This window comes from Marisediminicola antarctica, from assembly GCF_009930795.1.
In the GTDB taxonomy this organism is placed as follows: domain Bacteria; phylum Actinomycetota; class Actinomycetes; order Actinomycetales; family Microbacteriaceae; genus Marisediminicola; species Marisediminicola antarctica.
Genome location: NZ_CP017146.1, coordinates 1,719,604 through 1,734,445, shown reverse-complemented (window position 1 = coordinate 1,734,445; position 14,842 = coordinate 1,719,604). Strand labels below are relative to the sequence as shown.

Below are 14,842 nucleotides of genomic sequence, written 5' to 3'. Positions count from 1 at the left end.
CGCTTTACAAAGCGGCCTTTCCTGGTTGAAGGTCATCGATCAAGGGAATGGACAAAATGGCATCCGATCAATGCCGGAATGTGTGCCAGCAGAGGTTCCCCTGCGGGCACCCCTCGAAGTCCGAATGCGCCCCTAAATCCGTCTCCGAGAGCACCTTCGAATACGGCCCGCTGGCCGTCCCTTGGGTTCTTGCGGTGATTGCAACACTTAGTGGATGGGTGTTGTGATGGCGAAGTACTCGATTTTTGTGCGGCCTGATTTGACGCAGGTGTTTTGGGCTCGGATGCGGGCTGGTGGTTTCATCTCCGAAGCGGTCGAGCTGATCGATACGAGTCGGCGGACCGGGAGGCGAATCCTGGTCGATGCTGGTGGTGTCAGGCCCCGCCGCGGCCGGGCTTTAAAGGGTCGATGTTTGACCTTCGGTCAGCGCGAGGAGATCGCAATCCGCCGCGCCCAGGGCCAGTCGTTGCGGCAGATCGGTGCGGCGATTGGCCGGTCGCCGTCGACGGTCTCCCGAGAGTTGCGCCGCAACGCTGTGGTCGGTGTTGGGTATCGGGCGACCAGTGCGCATGCCTTGGCTTTTGAGAGGGCCTCGAGGCCGAAGCCGGCGAAGCTTCACGTGAACGCGCAGCTGCGTGGGATCGTGGAGAGGGACTTGAAGAAGAGGTACTCGCCCGAGCAGATCTCGGGACGGTTGAAGCGCGAGTTCCCAGATCGGGAGGAGATGCGGGTGTCACCCGAGACGATCTACCAATCTCTCTACGTTGAGTCTCGTGGCGCGCTGAAACGGGAGCTGACGGCGTCGTTACGCACCGGCCGGACCTTGCGGCGTCCGTCCCGCAAGGTCGGCCAACGCAAGAACCGGATCCCGGGAATGATCAACATTGCCGAACGTCCGCCAGAAGCCGAGGACCGCGCCGTGCCCGGACATTGGGAGGGTGATTTGATCATCGGGAAAGGGAACCTGTCAGCGATCGGGACTCTGGTGGAACGCACCACCGGGACCACGATGCTCCTCCATCTACCCGACGGGTATAAGCCCGATCAGGTCGCCCCAGTCCTGGCGGCGAAGATCCAAACTCTGCCCGCCATGCTGCGGCAGTCGCTGACCTGGGATCAGGGACCCGAGATGCGGGACTGGAAAACGGTCGCCATCGACGCGGACATTGAGATCTACTTCTGCGACCCACACGCCCCCTGGCAGCGCGGCAGCAACGAGAACACCAACGGCCTGTTACGTCAATACTTTCCCAAGGGCACCGACCTCACCGTTCACAGCGCCGAAGACCTCGACCGGGTCGCCGCGGAACTCAACGACCGACCACGCAAACGCCTACAATTCCAGAAACCGATCGAAGCGATCGGCGAACTCCTGTTGCAATAACCGCTTGAATCCGCCGTCCGGCTTACGGGCAGGCCTGACTTCAGAGGCAGCCCAGGGGCGAGCACACGAAGTTCGCGGCACAGTCAACTCCCAAACGGACGGCCCGCGCTGCTGCGCGGGCCGTCCGTTTGTGTTTCAGCGCTTCTCAGATGCTTCGACCGGAATCGGGATCGACAAAGTCGGCGGGAGGTCGATTGCATTTGGGGGGATGGGTGCTGGAAGGTTCAGCATTGGAATGCTCCGCTGCCCAGATCTGTGCATCCTTCCCCGTCGAGGTGCCCGTTCTGGGTGCCGCCGTCCGGCGCAGAGTCGACGACAGAGGTTTTGATGGCGGTGAAGCTTCGCACTGTGTTGGCCGGGTAGCCCCAATCGCCGCTGTAGTCGATGCGGCGTTCTCCAATGAGTGTCCCAGTGTCGGGGTCGATGATGATGTCTTGCCGGGAATCGTCCTTACTTTCGTAGCGGCCGATCGCGATGCCGGTCTGGCCGTCGAGGTTCGCGGTTTGTTCGGTGATCTCAACGCCAGGGATGCCTGCGACAGCTAGGTAGAGATTTGCGCGCACGTCAGCGGGTGTTACACCAGTTCGCAGCGCCTCCGTGATCCATAGCAGCGCCATCCAGTCGGCGGAAATTCCCTGGCCTTCTGTGGTCTTGTAGATGTAGTCGAGTAGTTGTTGCGGATCCTTTGGCAAGGCCTCGAAGTCGGGGATGACAGAGTTTCCGTAGAACTCGGCATTTGGCGCGCGAAGTGTTTCCCCCGTTTGCCCTGCTGCGGCGTACTCGCGCTGTGCGAGCGCTTCACCCTCCGCGTTGAAGGACTGGTAGGGAACACGGGCTCCGCGTTCCCAGATCCATTCATCGGACTGGTCGGCGGGTACGTAGAGCTTGTCCTTATTAAGAGTGAGATACGAAACATATTCGCCGTCGTCGACCTGGGTGGTGTTGCCGTACACCGAGTTGGACTCCACTAGAAGATACTGACCTGGAAGCAGTGCCGGATCGGACGTGTCGATGGACGCGAGTGCCGCTTGGTTGAGAGCGTTCTCGGCGGCAGGGTCTGCACCACCCCGCCAGTCGCCCACGCCGAGCAAGTTCGTGGCCACGAGCGCCACGGTCAGAGCACCAGCGCCCAGCACCCCCAGCCCAGCCCATCGTGCACGACGGTGACGCTTCGCCGGAACGGACCGGGCGCCGGGTATGGCGTCGGCGTGGATCCGCTCGAACAGCGCAGCGCGCGCTTGATCGACCGCCTCCCGTTCGGGTTCGGGTGCGTCACTACGAATCTGACGCAGGAGCGAGACCTCGTTCATGTTCAACCTCCTCGTCACGGGCGGCGCCCGGATCGATCGCGATGCGCAGCTTGTGGCGTGCGCGGTTCAGTCGTGAGCGGACAGTGCCCACCGGTATGTTCAGGGCGACAGCGACACCCTCATAGTTGAGGTCGCCCCATGCGTAGAGCAGAAGTGCGTCCCGGTCGCCCGCCGGGAGTCGACGAAGTGCTGCGCCTATCCGCTTCGCGGTCGCGGTCGCATCAAGGCGAGCGTTCGCCTCGTCGATCGCATCAAGGCGCACTTCGCCAAGATCAGCCGCGACGAGACCTTTCCACGCCTTAGCTTCGAGTCGGGCATGCTTCTTGATGAGATTCGTCGCGATACCCAGAAGCCACGGTCGCGCATCTTCAGACCCGTCAAAAGACGCACGTCGTTCGAATGCCACGAGGAAGGTCTCAGACATCACGTCGTCCGCCACCTGAGCGTCCACCCGTCGGGCGACGTAGCGGTGGACGAGCGCTGAATACTTGTCAAACACGGCCGCGAATGCGCCCGGGTCATCCCTGGCCCGGAAGATGTTCTCTCTGTCACTACTCACAGTAGGTATTGCTCAATCCAACCAATTAAGTTCACGAAGCAGCCAAAGACGCCACGAATGCGCAACGCCACCCAAGCCTTCCGTGTCTGGCAGTACCCTGGTTTCCACTGCCGGATCCGCTTACGTGCGTCCTGCAGGGAGGTTAGTCGATCGCTCTAGGGCGCTTTTCCGGGCTGTGGGCAACTTTCTTGGATTGTCAAAGGACTCAGGTAGACCACCTTGGCCTTGACAGGTAGTGCATCCAAGAAGACTTGAGCTGGGAAGGGGGATGAAACGAGCAGGAAGAGCTCTAGCTACTTACCTCGCGAAGGTGGAAGCGGGTAGAGTCGCTCTCATGATTGTCAGCTACCTGGGAACCATCGGATACCTCCTCACGCCCCTCCTTATCGTGGGAGCGATGGTTGGAGCCTGGTTGCTGGTCCGTGGACGAGCCTCAGCAGATTGAGCCGATTGTCACGACTGCTCTCGCGGCGTCGCACCCAACTCCGAACAGCCGAAAGAGGGCTGCCCTCAGAGGACAGGGTCAGCACGGGACTCGACCGTCGTGGTCGAAGGCTCTCCTAAAGACGAGCCGATTAGCTCGCATAATAAACGTGATCATCGCACCGGAAACGGCGGATGGTGCCCGCCAAGGGATCCGCCACCGGACGTAGGGCGTTCGGTGACCGTTGCGCATGCGGGCGGTGGCGCGAGGTGGTGAAAGGATAAGAATATGGATCCCATCTGGCTGCTGGTCGCCCTCATCCTCATCGTCTTGTTCGCGAGCATCAGCATCGTCGGTGCGCTTCATCGAACTCGGGACGCGAGCGAAAAGATGCTTGCAATACTCGAGGCGCAGACTGCTAGCCGAACTTCCGAGGACTCATCTCGCTGAAGGTTCCCCTTCCGGGCACCCCCCTCGGTCGGAATCGGGCACCGATCCCGCTGTCCTGCGCACCTGAAAAGCCGCCCGGTGATCGTCCGTTTTACGGGCGCTGCCCGGACACGACAGCCATTGACGAATCCCCTCCGCCGGGCGCAGCGGGCCAGCAGATGACGGCTGCCGAATCTTGTAGTGCCTTCGGCTCGCTTAGACGGCTCGATCTTTCACCTGTTGCCTCATGTCAATACCTCCGGGAAGGTTGATTCATTGCCTCAGTTGAAAACCTCCGTGGATCTCAGCCGCTGAATGTCTGATTAACGGGCGGTTTCACGGCCGCGGGTTTCTTCGCCAGCGCGAGGGTTTCGAGCTGTCCGGTGAGCGCGAGGATCTTCCGGGACTGGGCTGCGGGGTGGACTCGTTTGAACTCCGCGTTCATCTTGATGATCGGCATCTTCCGCATGTCTTCGCGGGCGATGGCGCGCTGGTGCGGAGTAGTCGCGACGTCGTACCGTTTGGGCACTTTCGCGCCGTTGCGTTGCTTGAACACGAGCTTCTGCTGCGGCAGGAGGTAGTTCGTGAACACCCGGTCGAGTTCCCAGATCTCGTTCAGCAGGGTCAGCTCTGCCGGGGTGTCGTAGCGGTGGTAGCCGAGCTCGCGCACGTGGGTCCAGTTCTTCTGCTCGACGTGGGCGCCGTCGTTGCTGTGACTCGCCCGGGACCTGGTGAAGGTGATCTTGTTCGCCACGCAGTAGTCGAACAAGTGGTGGTTGATGAACTCGGACCCGTTGTCCGAATCGATGCCGATGATCGGGAAGGGGAACACCCGGCGCACGTGCATGAGCGCCTCAAACACCCATTTCTCGGCCTTGTTCTTGACCGACCGGTTCACCGTCCACCCGGTCGCGATGTCAGTGACCGTCAGGGTGAAACAGAACTCGCCCGACGCGTTCCCGCCCTCGTGGCCGACCAGATCGATCTCCACGAACCCCGGGACCGCGTCGTCCCAGTCGGCCCAGGTTCGGATCGGGATCTGCGACTTCAGCAGCGTCCCGGGCTTGGTATGTGACCGACCGCGAGAGAGCAGCTTCGCCCGCTCCGGCGCGAGCCGCCGATCGATCGTCGCCGCGCTCATCCGCACCAGCAGGGCCGCCTCGGCATCGGTGAGGTCGAGCTCGTTATCGCGGCGCAGCAACGGCACCAGCACCGGCAGCATCGGCGCGAGGCGCTTCCCAGCCGGCGCCCGCAGCACCGCCCAGCACCTCACCAGAGCCCCCGTCACCGCCGGACCGTAGGTCGGCGCCCGCCCCGCCCTGGGCTTGACTGCCTTGAGCGTCAACGCCGACCGCAACGCGGCCCGGGCGTAGTCGCGATGCCACCCGGTCAGCTCCACCAGCTCGGTCAGTATCCGGGACTTGCCGGCCCGGTCGGCGCTCCGGTACGCGAGCGCTTTCTTCTTCGTCACAGCCTGCCGCTGCGTCATCGTCAGCTCCATAGAAACGGGCGTAACCCACATCCACCACCCACGACTCGAACCACGCCGAAGCGGAGGTTCTCACATGAGGCAACGAATACGGCTACGCGGAGGTTTCTTATGAGTCAACGCGTTTCATTGACACATGGGGGAAGCAAGCGCACAATGAGCCCGTACCCGGCGTCCAGCACGTTCTGTTCAATGATGAAGGGCAACGAAATTATGCAGTCACATCTGAGTACTCAGCAGAATTCGCGGAAGTTGCTCCCCATGGCTGTGGCGGCGGCGGCAAGTGGTGTTCTGCTCGCCACTCTTGCGGTTGCGCCGGCGTACGCCGCCTCCACCTCTCTCGGCTCCACCAGCTGTGGCGCTAAAACGGTTGTCACCAGGTCGCAAACGACTCTTGACGCCGTCCATAAGAGCGTGCGAAACGGCGTGATTAAGACAACAACGTTCAACGGTCTGCTGATCTTTCCCGAAACTCGCAGGGCTTACACCAACTGGCCCAGTGTTAGCAGTTCGAGCCTTGCAACAAGCGGCTCGATCTATTACCTCAACTACGAGTGCGCGTGACAAAAACTTGGAGACAGTCGTTGCCGAAGTCGGTTGTCGTCCTGACGCTCAGCGTCTGCGTGGCGCTAATCAGTGGTTGCTCCACGGGTGCCATTGAGCGTTCCTCGGAATACTTGCAAGAGGGCACCCCGGAAGAACAGCAACTGCTGGTGTGCATGCAGGAGAAAGGTTGGGATGTCTCAATCGGGCGCGGAGGCGGGGTCGCTGCCGAATTTCCCTCTGAGCAGGAAGATCAATACGACGCCGCTCAGGCGGGATGCGGCTTCGACGTCGCCGACGGAGAGGATGTCGTGCTGACCGACGAGTTGCTGAATGACGGCTACGCGCTGCAGGTGGACACCCTCGACTGCTTGCGCGGAGAAGGTTACGACGGTCTTAGTGACCCTCCCACCCTGCAGGCATACATCGATGAACGGGGAAGCTGGACCGCCTACGGGGAGCTCCCGGCAATGCCGGAAGATGAGTGGATCCAGATCCAGGAAACCTGCCCACAGCCGAATGTCTCACTAGACGATTACTGAGAAGGGGGGCGGGGTGCCGGTGAGGGCCTCCAGCTCGAGACTCACGGATCACGAAGCTCGCGTACCGGGTCACGATGTGCTGCTGCTAGTGGATCGGCTATGTCAGCCAAAGTGGCCCCCCGATGACGGCTAGATGAGGTTCCACATAGGTCAGGTCGACGTGAAGCGCTACGGACGTCAGTCACTTCTTCAGAATTTGACCGGGGATGCGTAATCTCGAGCCTAGTGGCGAGGGTGCATCTGACCCGGAATTCTTTCTCCGCGGCGGTGACGTTCCGGTATGCCCGAAGCTCCGCGGTGCACTCCGGCTAGCGTTGGACCCTCAAGGTACGCGGAGTTCTTTGAGTGGGTCGCGTTGGGCGGCGGCGATCGCGGGAAGGACTGCTGCGGTGACGCCGACCGCGGCGGCGAGGATGCTCACCGCCGCGAAGTAGTAGGGACCCGGTAGGGGATCGCCGGTGGTGATGAGGGTGATCGTTGCCGTGGCGCTGCCGATCGCCGCCCCGGTGAGGGCGAGGATCCCGGTTTGGGTGAGGAGCAGTCCGATGATGAGGCTGCGCGAGGCGCCGAGGGCACGTCGTCGGCCAAAGTCTCTCCGGCGAAGCATGACGAGTCCGTAGAGGATCGCGGCGACGAGGACGGCCGTGAGACTGAAGATCAGGATGACAAGGTTCCTCCCGAAGGACCCGAGCTGTCCTTGGACGAGGGCGCGGAGTTCCGCGAGGTTCTCACTGGTGCTGAAGGTAATGAGCGTGGGGTCGTCGACGGCGAGGACTGAGAGGACCGCATCGGAGACGGGAGCAACCAGATCCGGTCGTGCGGCGACGACGACGAGAACGGACACCTGTCCGACCCGGTCGGTCTGCGGGGCGATGGCGAGGGGTTCGAGGAAGGTCAGGTAGTCGGGAGTGGTGAGAGTGCCGACGACTGCGAAGTTGCGGCCCTCCCCGGTGGTCGCACCGCCGACCTGGTCGGGCATGCCGAGGGAGTCGAGGGCACTCGAGGATGCCCACACGCTGCTTCCCGGGACAGAAGATGTGTTCGGGAGGCCGAGTCTCTGGAAGTCGTCACCCCACGCGAGGCGGACGGGAACACGGGTCGCTCCGGGGAACGCCGCGTTGGTGACATCCAATGCCGGACCGAAGGCTCCTGCCCATTGGATGCCCTGGATTTGTTTGATCCGGTCGAGGACGGTCGGGTCGAGGCCTGCGGTTGGTTCGGCTCGGATGATGATGGACCTGGTACCTTCCGCGTCGATGGAGCCGAGGATGGCTTGCTCCGCACCGACGGTCCGTCCGCTTGTGAGGAGCACGGCGGTGCACATTCCCGCGATCACCACAATGGTGACGATCGACGCGACGGGTTGAGCCCACCCGGTTGCGACCGCTTCCCGGACGGCGGCGCTCCACCGACGGAGGGTCGTCAAAGGTCGATTCTCCGGTCACAGCGAGCGACGAGAGCCGGGTCGTGGGTGACGACGATGACGGTCGTCCCGGTCGCGGCTTGGGTGTGGAGGGCGGTGATGACGAGGTCGGAGGAGACTGCGTCAAGGTTCCCGGTGGGCTCGTCCGCGAGCAGGATGCGGGGATTGTTGAGAAGTGCCCTGCAGAGGGCGATGCGTTGCGCCTGCCCTCCGGACACTTGTCCGGGTTTCGCGGCCGCGCGGAGGTTCACCCCGAACTGGTCCATCAGCTCCACCGCCCGCCGCCGATCCGCAGTCTTCGACGCGCCCCGGTAGAGAGAGGTCTCTGTGACATTGTCGAGGACAGTGCGGGTGGCATCGAGAGCTGCGTCCTGGAACACGAAACCGAACCGGTGCGCCCGCAACAGAGACCGGGCACGGTCGCTCGCTTTCGACACATCCACCCCCTCGACAAGGATCTGCCCGCTGGTGGGGCGGAGCATCAGTCCGAGCAGGTACAAAAGGGTCGACTTCCCGCGACCGGACGGACCGGTCACCGCAACCACCTCAGCCGCCCGAAACGTCGCGGACCAGTCGGACAGCACCGGCATGGTCGGGTCGTACCCGAACGACATCCCGCGCGCCTCGACGACCACCTCTCCGCCCACGGGCGCGGCAACAAAGGAGGTGGGGGGCTCGACCGGCACCGGTCAGCCCTCGGTCGCGGGGATGCGGACGGACAGTCCCTCGTCGACACCCATGATCACGGAGATGCCGCGGGCGCTGGTCAAAACAGTCACCGGATGCTCGACACCGTCCGCGTCGATGACTGACACGGTCCCGTCCGCGTTGCTCAGCAAGGCAGCGGAAGGGACGGTGAGACCGGTCACCGTTTCCACAGTCACAATCCTCGAGCTCAACAGCGTCTGCCCCTCCACCGGGACCTGAGCACACCCGTCCCCGCACAGCACAGCACCGTCTTTGCCTTGAACGTTCACCACGATCCCGGTCGAATCGTCACCGGCCCGGTCGGTCGCGTACCCCTCCCACAGGCCCCCCTCAGGGCTCGTAATCTCCACCCGGGTACCGGTCGGCATCAGCACCGCCTGCGTCTCCGTCACCGGAACCGTGAACGCGGGAGCACCAGGCAAACCAGATACCACCGGTTCACCCCCGATCAGTACCGCCCCACGAGTCACAACCTCGGTGTCCAACGACACCCGAGTCGGCAGCGTCGGTACAAACACCACATCCCCCGGCTGTACCACCCCGTCCTGAGGAACACCCAGCGCCTTCTGCCACGCCTTCACCGCGGTCGTCGTCGCCGAAGTGAACGCCCCCGACGCCGACCCCCGGTACAAATTCAACGAGGACAGGGCTCGCTGCAATTGGGCGACATCCGCGCCGACCGTGTCCTGCGCCAGCGCACGGAACGCCGGCACGTCCCCTTGTGCGATCACCACCGGGCGAAGATTGACCGAATACAAAGTCGCGCCCACTATCACCTCCTGACCAGCTGTGACATTTACCCCCGTCACCGTCCCAACGGCCTGGTTCGATCCCACCAAAACCAGAGACCACTCCGCAGCCGTGTTCAGGCTGATACTCGACCCGACCTCACCCGGCACCACATCCACATAGGTGAACGGAGTCGCATCCAGTACATTACTGGGAGGCACCAAGACCGCAGCGCCCGCCCACCCGACACCAGCGCCGGCCAAGAGAAGCAGCAGGCTCCCCACGAGCACTCGACCCCAGGAGCGGCGAGGACGAACCGCTGAATTTACCAAATTGTTCTCTCAATCCTTCAACGCAGAAAGCGGGACGGGTCGACCAGGTCGAGAAGGGCCCTCGCCCTAATTTCACTCAAATCGGAAGCTACGGCCACCGCAGTCCGCGCCGCGTCGGAATCACCCGCGACCTGTGCACAAACTTGCAGAAGTTCTTCCGGACGCTCGAAAACCTTGATGTAGGCGCTCAGGATTTCTCTACGGCCCAGCAGACCTCTGACATCTACGTCCATACCGCGACCATACGCCCTCGCCCGAAGATGGGAGCCGATGGTTGGCCGATCATTGCGAGAAGCCCCATAGCCTTCGGCTTAGAAGAGCCCGGCCAGGGCGCGAGCCACATGATTGAATTTTCAATGCAGCACCGGCTATTTGGCAGCTACGCACCGCAAAGTACGGGTTTCAGGTGTGTGGTGTCAGTTATTGAGATAGGACGCCGCCACTTCGCGATCACAGAACGCCACCATCTAACCGCCAAATTCACAGATCTCGCGATGGCGGGAAATACCGTCCGGTGGACGTCCGTTTGTGTTTCAGCGCTTCTCAGATGCTTCGACCGGAATCGGGATCGACAAAGTCGGCGGGAGGTCGATTGCATTTGGGGGATGGGTGCTGGAAGGTTCAGCATTGGAATGCTCCGCTGCCCAGATCTGTGCATCCTTCCCCGTCGAGGTGCCCGTTCTGGGTGCCGCCGCCCGGCGCCGAGTCGACGACAGAGGTTTTGATGGCGGTGAAGCTTCGCACTGTGTTGGCCGGGTAGCCCCAATCGCCGCTGTAGTCGATGCGGCGTTCTCCAATGAGTGTCCCGGTGTCGGGGTCGATGATGATGTCTTGCCGGGAATCGTCCTCACTTTCGTAGCGGCCGATCGCGATGCCGGTCTGGCCGTCGAGGTTCGCGGTTTGTTCGGTGATCTCAACGCCAGGGATGCCTGCGACAGCTAGGTAGAGATTTGCGCGCACGTCAGCGGGAGTTACACCAGTTCGCAGCGCCTCCGTGATCCATAGCAGCGCCATCCAGTCGGCGGAAATTCCCTGGCCTTCTGTGGTCTTGTAGATGTAGTCGAGTAGTTGTTGCGGATCCTTTGGCAAGGCCTCGAAGTCGGGGATGACAGAGTTTCCGTAGAACTCGGCATTTGGCGCGCGAAGTGTTTCCCCCGTTTGCCCTGCTGCGGCGTACTCGCGCTGTGCGAGCGCTTCACCCTCCGCGTTGAAGGACTGGTAGGGAACACGGGCTCCGCGTTCCCAGATCCATTCATCGGACTGGTCGGCGGGTACGTAGAGCTTGTCCTTATTAAGAGTGAGATACGAAACATATTCGCCGTCGTCGACCTGGGTGGTGTTGCCATACACCGAGTTGGACTCCACTAGAAGATACTGACCTGGAAGCAGTGCCGGATCGGACGTGTCGATGGACGCGAGTGCCGCTTGGTTGAGAGCGTTCGCGGCGGCAGGGTCTGCACCACCCCGCCAGTCGCCCACGCCGAGCAAGTTCGTGGCAACGAGCGCCACGGTCAGAGCACCAGCGCCCAGCACCCCCAGCCCAGCCCATCGTGCACGACGGTGACGCTTCGCCGGAACGGACCGGGCGCCGGGTATGGCGTCGGCGTGGATCCGCTCGAACAGCGCAGCGCGCGCTTGATCGACCGCCTCCCGTTCGGGTTCGGGTGCGTCACTACTAATCTGACGCAGGAGCGAGACCTCGTTCATGTTCAACCTCCTCGTCACGGGCTGCGCCCGGATCGATCGCGATGCGCAGCTTGCGGCGTGCGCGGTTCAGTCGTGAGCGGACAGTGCCCACCGGTATATTCAGGGCGATGGCTATGGCAGCCTGATGTGGCCCCGGGGTGACGGCTACATGTGGCCCCACCGTTTCGGACTTGCCGGGGGTCTTTCGCGGGTTTGAGTGGGCCGCCCGTGAGCGTGGTCTCGTCTGGATGATTCTGACGAGAGGGCCCTCGATGAGGTCGATGGTGGATCTGTTCGCAACTATTCGGAGGGACGCCCGGATCGAGGAACTCTCGGTACGGGAGTTAGCCCGCCGGCATGGTGTCCACCGACGAACCGTGCGGGCAGCGCTGGAGTCGGCGGAGCCGCCGGCACGGAAGGTGCAGGTTCGGGTGTCGCCTCGCCTGGCCCCGTTCAAGGAGGCCATCGATCAGATGCTGCGGGTGGATCTCGATGCCCCGAAGAAGCAACGCCACACAGCCACCCGGATCCTCGCCCGGCTGGCGGAGGAGCACGAGGCGACGGAGTTGTCCTACTCCACAGTGCGGGACTACGCCCGGGCCCGCCGGGTCGAGATCGAAGTGGAGGCGGGCCGCCGGCGGGCCGATGCGTTCATCCCGCAGTGCCATGCGCCGGGGGCTGAGGCGGAGGTCGACTTCGGTGACGTGTGGGTGGTCCTTGCCGGGGTGAGGACGAAGTGCCACATGTTCGTCTTCCGGCTCTCCCACTCGGGGAAGGCGGTGCATCGGATCTACTCGACCCAGTCGCAGGAAGCGTTCCTGCAGGGCCACATCGACGCGTTCGACATCATCGGGGGTGTCCCGACGAGGCATATCCGGTACGACAACCTGACCTCCGCGGTGACGAAGGTCCTGTTCGGCAGGCGTCGGGATGAGAACGACCGGTGGGTGCTGTTCCGCTCCCACTACGGCTTCGACGCGTTCTACTGCGAACCCGGCATCGGAGGTGCCCACGAGAAGGGCGGGGTCGAGGGCGAGGTCGGCAGGTTCCGCCGGAACCGTCTCTCCCCAATGCCCGAAGTCGAGACACTCGCCCAGCTGAACGAGAAGCTGATCGCCTGGGATGAAGCCGACGATGCCCGCCGGATCGACACCCGACTCCGGTCGGTCGGGGAGGACTTCGCCGTCGAGAGACCGCTCCTGGCCGTTCTGCCGGCGGAACGGTTCGATCCTGGGTTGCCGCTGACGCCGCGGGTGGACAGGTCGAGTCTGATCACGGTGCGGATGGCGAGGTACTCCGTTCCCTCCCGCCTGATCGGCCGGCAAGTGCGGGTCTCCCTGGGGGCGGCCGAGGTCGTTGTGTTCGACGGTCGTCTCGAGGTGGCCCGGCACGCGAGGGTCGTGGCTCGGGGCGGGGAATCGGTGGACCTCGATCATTACCTCGACGTGTTGAAGAAGAAGCCGGGTGCTCTGCCCGGATCGACGGCACTGGCCGCAGCTCGAGCGGCGGGCACGTTCACGTCAGCGCATGAGGCGTTCTGGGCGGCGGCCCGGAAGACGGACGGGGATTCCGTCGCGACCCGGCAGTTGATCGATGTCCTCCTCCTGCACCGGTCGATGGCTGCCGCTGATGTCGAAGCCGGCATCCGTTCGGCGCTTCTCGTCGGAGCGGTCACCGCCGATGTCGTCGCAGTGGAAGCCCGCCGACATGAAGCTGCGGGTGGGGCCAGTTCTAGCCGTCATCGTGTTGCTCAAGCACACGATCACGAGCAACGCGACGGACAAACAGCCGGGCCCCGGGTCATCAGCCTCACCCAACGCAGGCTTCAGGACCCCGCCGCCGTCGTCGCCAGACTCCCTGCAGACACCAGACCGCTGCCGTCGGTTGCGGGTTACGACCAACTGCTCCGCCTGCCCGAACGAACCGAGACTCCCGCGGCCGTTCCGGCGGCGGTGAAGAAAGGAACAGCATCATGACCGTCACCACCAGCGTAACCACCACCCTCCGCCGAAGGTGGGGTCTAACTGAGGAAGCCGCTATCGCGGCGATCGATCAGGCCTGTCGGCGGCTCCGGTTGCCGACGATCCGCGCCGTCGTCGACGAGGCCACCGCGACCGCGCAGAAGGAACAGCTCAGCTATCACGGGTTCCTCGCCGAACTGCTCCTCGCCGAATGCGACGACCGGGACCGACGCTCCTCCGTCCGCCGGGTGAAAGCCGCCGGCTTTCCGAGGGACAAGTGGTTGGGGGACTTCGACTTCGACGCGAACCCGAACATCAACGCCGCGACCATCAACACCCTCGCCACCGGCGACTGGGTCCGGAAGGGGAAACCCCTCTGCCTCATCGGCGACTCCGGCACCGGGAAGTCCCACCTCCTCATCGGACTTGCTACCGCTGCGGCGGAGAAGGGCTTTCGGGTCAAGTACACCCTCGCCACCCGGCTGGTGAACGAGCTCGTGGAGGCCGCGGACGAGAAGAACCTCGCTAGGACCATCGCGCGCTACGGACGCGTGGATCTCCTGGCGATTGACGAGCTGGGGTACATGGAATTGGATCGCCACGGCGCGGAGCTCCTGTTCCAGGTCCTCACCGAGAGGGAGGAGAACAACTCCATCGCAATCGCCTCGAACGAGTCCTTCTCCGGCTGGACGAAAACGTTCACAGACCCAAGGCTCTGCGCTGCGATTGTGGACCGGCTCACCTTCAACGGCACCATCATCGAGACGGGCACCGACTCCTACCGCCTCGCCCACACCCGGCAACAGCAGAGCCGGTAAATTGGCTCCACTTCGCACCAGTCACGATCGTGAAAAGGCAGGCCAGCCGAGATGCGGCCGATTACATCTCCGCTATCGGAGGGGCGGTCGCCTTGGTGTGGGGCCTCGTCGGCGCCATCCGAAGCAATTGGGTCCACACCCTCCTCCTCCGCACCGGTGGCTCTTCTCGGTTGACCGTCTGGCAGACCCGCTTGATCGGCGTGATCCTCTCGGTCGTCGGTGCTGGGTTCTTGATTCTCTCTTCACTCGGAATACTGCCCACCACTTGGAAGTAGCGTTCCCGTGAAGCAATCACATGGGTCGTTCCTCAGTCACCTCGCGTCCAGTCGCCGCCTCTCACGTCTCCAGATACGGCGCATATCTGCGGATGCGATGCCATCGTCACGGGAGAAACCGCACTTGGCCACCGCCGAGTATGCCGATACGGGGGTGGATCATAATCTGCGACCCTGCGGCTTCTTCCAACCTGGCCCGCGATGACGTGACGGGCGTCAACGACCTCACG

The 14,842-nt window shown here is 63.2% G+C and carries 15 protein-coding genes; 6 read left to right on the top strand and 9 right to left on the bottom strand.

The genetic code is table 11. The features are described from left to right. Positions 1–214: 214 nt before the first annotated feature. Positions 215–1,384: an IS30 family transposase gene (locus BHD05_RS08250; protein WP_202614172.1), complete on the top strand. Its 1,170-nt coding sequence runs from the start codon at positions 215–217 to the stop codon at positions 1,382–1,384. A gap of 224 nt (positions 1,385–1,608) precedes the next feature. Here the strand turns inward: BHD05_RS08250 and BHD05_RS08245 are convergent, their stop codons facing one another. Both BHD05_RS08245 and BHD05_RS08240 read right to left on the bottom strand, forming a co-directional pair. Beyond that, positions 1,609–2,694, bottom strand: coding sequence for a CU044_5270 family protein (locus tag BHD05_RS08245; protein WP_161886005.1), 1,086 nt, complete (start codon positions 2,692–2,694; stop codon positions 1,609–1,611). Beyond that, positions 2,660–3,145, bottom strand: coding sequence for an RNA polymerase sigma factor (locus BHD05_RS08240; RefSeq protein ID WP_236966738.1), 486 nt, complete (start codon positions 3,143–3,145; stop codon positions 2,660–2,662). Before BHD05_RS08240 ends, BHD05_RS08245 begins: the two co-directional genes overlap by 35 nt. Positions 3,146–3,965: 820 nt before the next feature. Here BHD05_RS08240 and BHD05_RS08235 point away from each other — a divergent pair. Further along, positions 3,966–4,127: a hypothetical protein gene (locus tag BHD05_RS08235; protein ID WP_161886004.1), complete on the top strand. Its 162-nt coding sequence runs from the start codon at positions 3,966–3,968 to the stop codon at positions 4,125–4,127. A 283-nt stretch (positions 4,128–4,410) separates the two neighbouring features. Here the strand turns inward: BHD05_RS08235 and BHD05_RS08230 are convergent, their stop codons facing one another. Continuing rightward, positions 4,411–5,595, bottom strand: coding sequence for an integrase catalytic domain-containing protein (locus tag BHD05_RS08230; protein ID WP_161886003.1), 1,185 nt, complete (start codon positions 5,593–5,595; stop codon positions 4,411–4,413). Positions 5,596–5,787: 192 nt separating this feature from the next. Here BHD05_RS08230 and BHD05_RS08225 point away from each other — a divergent pair, with 192 nt between their 5' ends. Together BHD05_RS08225 and BHD05_RS08220 are read left to right on the top strand one after the other, a co-directional pair. Beyond that, entirely contained in the window at positions 5,788–6,159 is a 372-nt protein-coding gene (locus tag BHD05_RS08225; RefSeq protein WP_161886002.1) for a hypothetical protein, read from the top strand. After that, entirely contained in the window at positions 6,156–6,680 is a 525-nt protein-coding gene (locus BHD05_RS08220; protein WP_161886001.1) for a hypothetical protein, read from the top strand. Before BHD05_RS08225 ends, BHD05_RS08220 begins: the two co-directional genes overlap by 4 nt. Before the next feature lie 322 nt (positions 6,681–7,002). On the opposite strand, the gene BHD05_RS08215 is transcribed toward BHD05_RS08220, so the two are convergent. The 6 genes from BHD05_RS08215 to BHD05_RS16145 form a co-directional block, all read right to left on the bottom strand. Continuing rightward, positions 7,003–8,106, bottom strand: coding sequence for an FtsX-like permease family protein (locus tag BHD05_RS08215; RefSeq protein WP_161886000.1), 1,104 nt, complete (start codon positions 8,104–8,106; stop codon positions 7,003–7,005). Continuing rightward, entirely contained in the window at positions 8,103–8,789 is a 687-nt protein-coding gene (locus BHD05_RS08210; RefSeq protein WP_236966478.1) for an ABC transporter ATP-binding protein, read from the bottom strand. The genes BHD05_RS08215 and BHD05_RS08210 overlap by 4 nt, the downstream gene beginning before the upstream one ends. Before the next feature lie 3 nt (positions 8,790–8,792). Then, the gene (locus tag BHD05_RS08205; RefSeq protein ID WP_161885999.1) at positions 8,793–9,581 is read right to left on the bottom strand and encodes a peptidoglycan-binding domain-containing protein; all 789 of its coding nucleotides are present in this window, start codon (positions 9,579–9,581) and stop codon (positions 8,793–8,795) included. A gap of 308 nt (positions 9,582–9,889) precedes the next feature. Continuing rightward, positions 9,890–10,105 (bottom strand): hypothetical protein, encoded by a 216-nt coding sequence (locus BHD05_RS08200; protein WP_161885998.1) that lies wholly within the window; start codon positions 10,103–10,105, stop codon positions 9,890–9,892. Positions 10,106–10,493: 388 nt separating this feature from the next. Beyond that, positions 10,494–11,579, bottom strand: a complete 1,086-nt coding sequence (locus tag BHD05_RS08195) for a CU044_5270 family protein (protein ID WP_161885997.1) — start codon at positions 11,577–11,579, stop codon at positions 10,494–10,496. Continuing rightward, on the bottom strand, positions 11,548–11,670 hold the full coding sequence (locus BHD05_RS16145) for a hypothetical protein (RefSeq protein WP_418763795.1): 123 nt from the start codon (positions 11,668–11,670) through the stop codon (positions 11,548–11,550). Before BHD05_RS16145 ends, BHD05_RS08195 begins: the two co-directional genes overlap by 32 nt. Positions 11,671–11,830: 160 nt before the next feature. Here BHD05_RS16145 and istA point away from each other — a divergent pair, with 160 nt between their 5' ends. Next, positions 11,831–13,534, top strand: a complete 1,704-nt coding sequence (istA, locus tag BHD05_RS08190) for an IS21 family transposase (protein WP_161887432.1) — start codon at positions 11,831–11,833, stop codon at positions 13,532–13,534. Further along, positions 13,531–14,337, top strand: a complete 807-nt coding sequence (gene istB, locus BHD05_RS08185) for an IS21-like element helper ATPase IstB (RefSeq protein ID WP_161885996.1) — start codon at positions 13,531–13,533, stop codon at positions 14,335–14,337. The genes istA and istB overlap by 4 nt, the downstream gene beginning before the upstream one ends. The last annotated feature ends 505 nt before the right edge of the window (positions 14,338–14,842 follow it).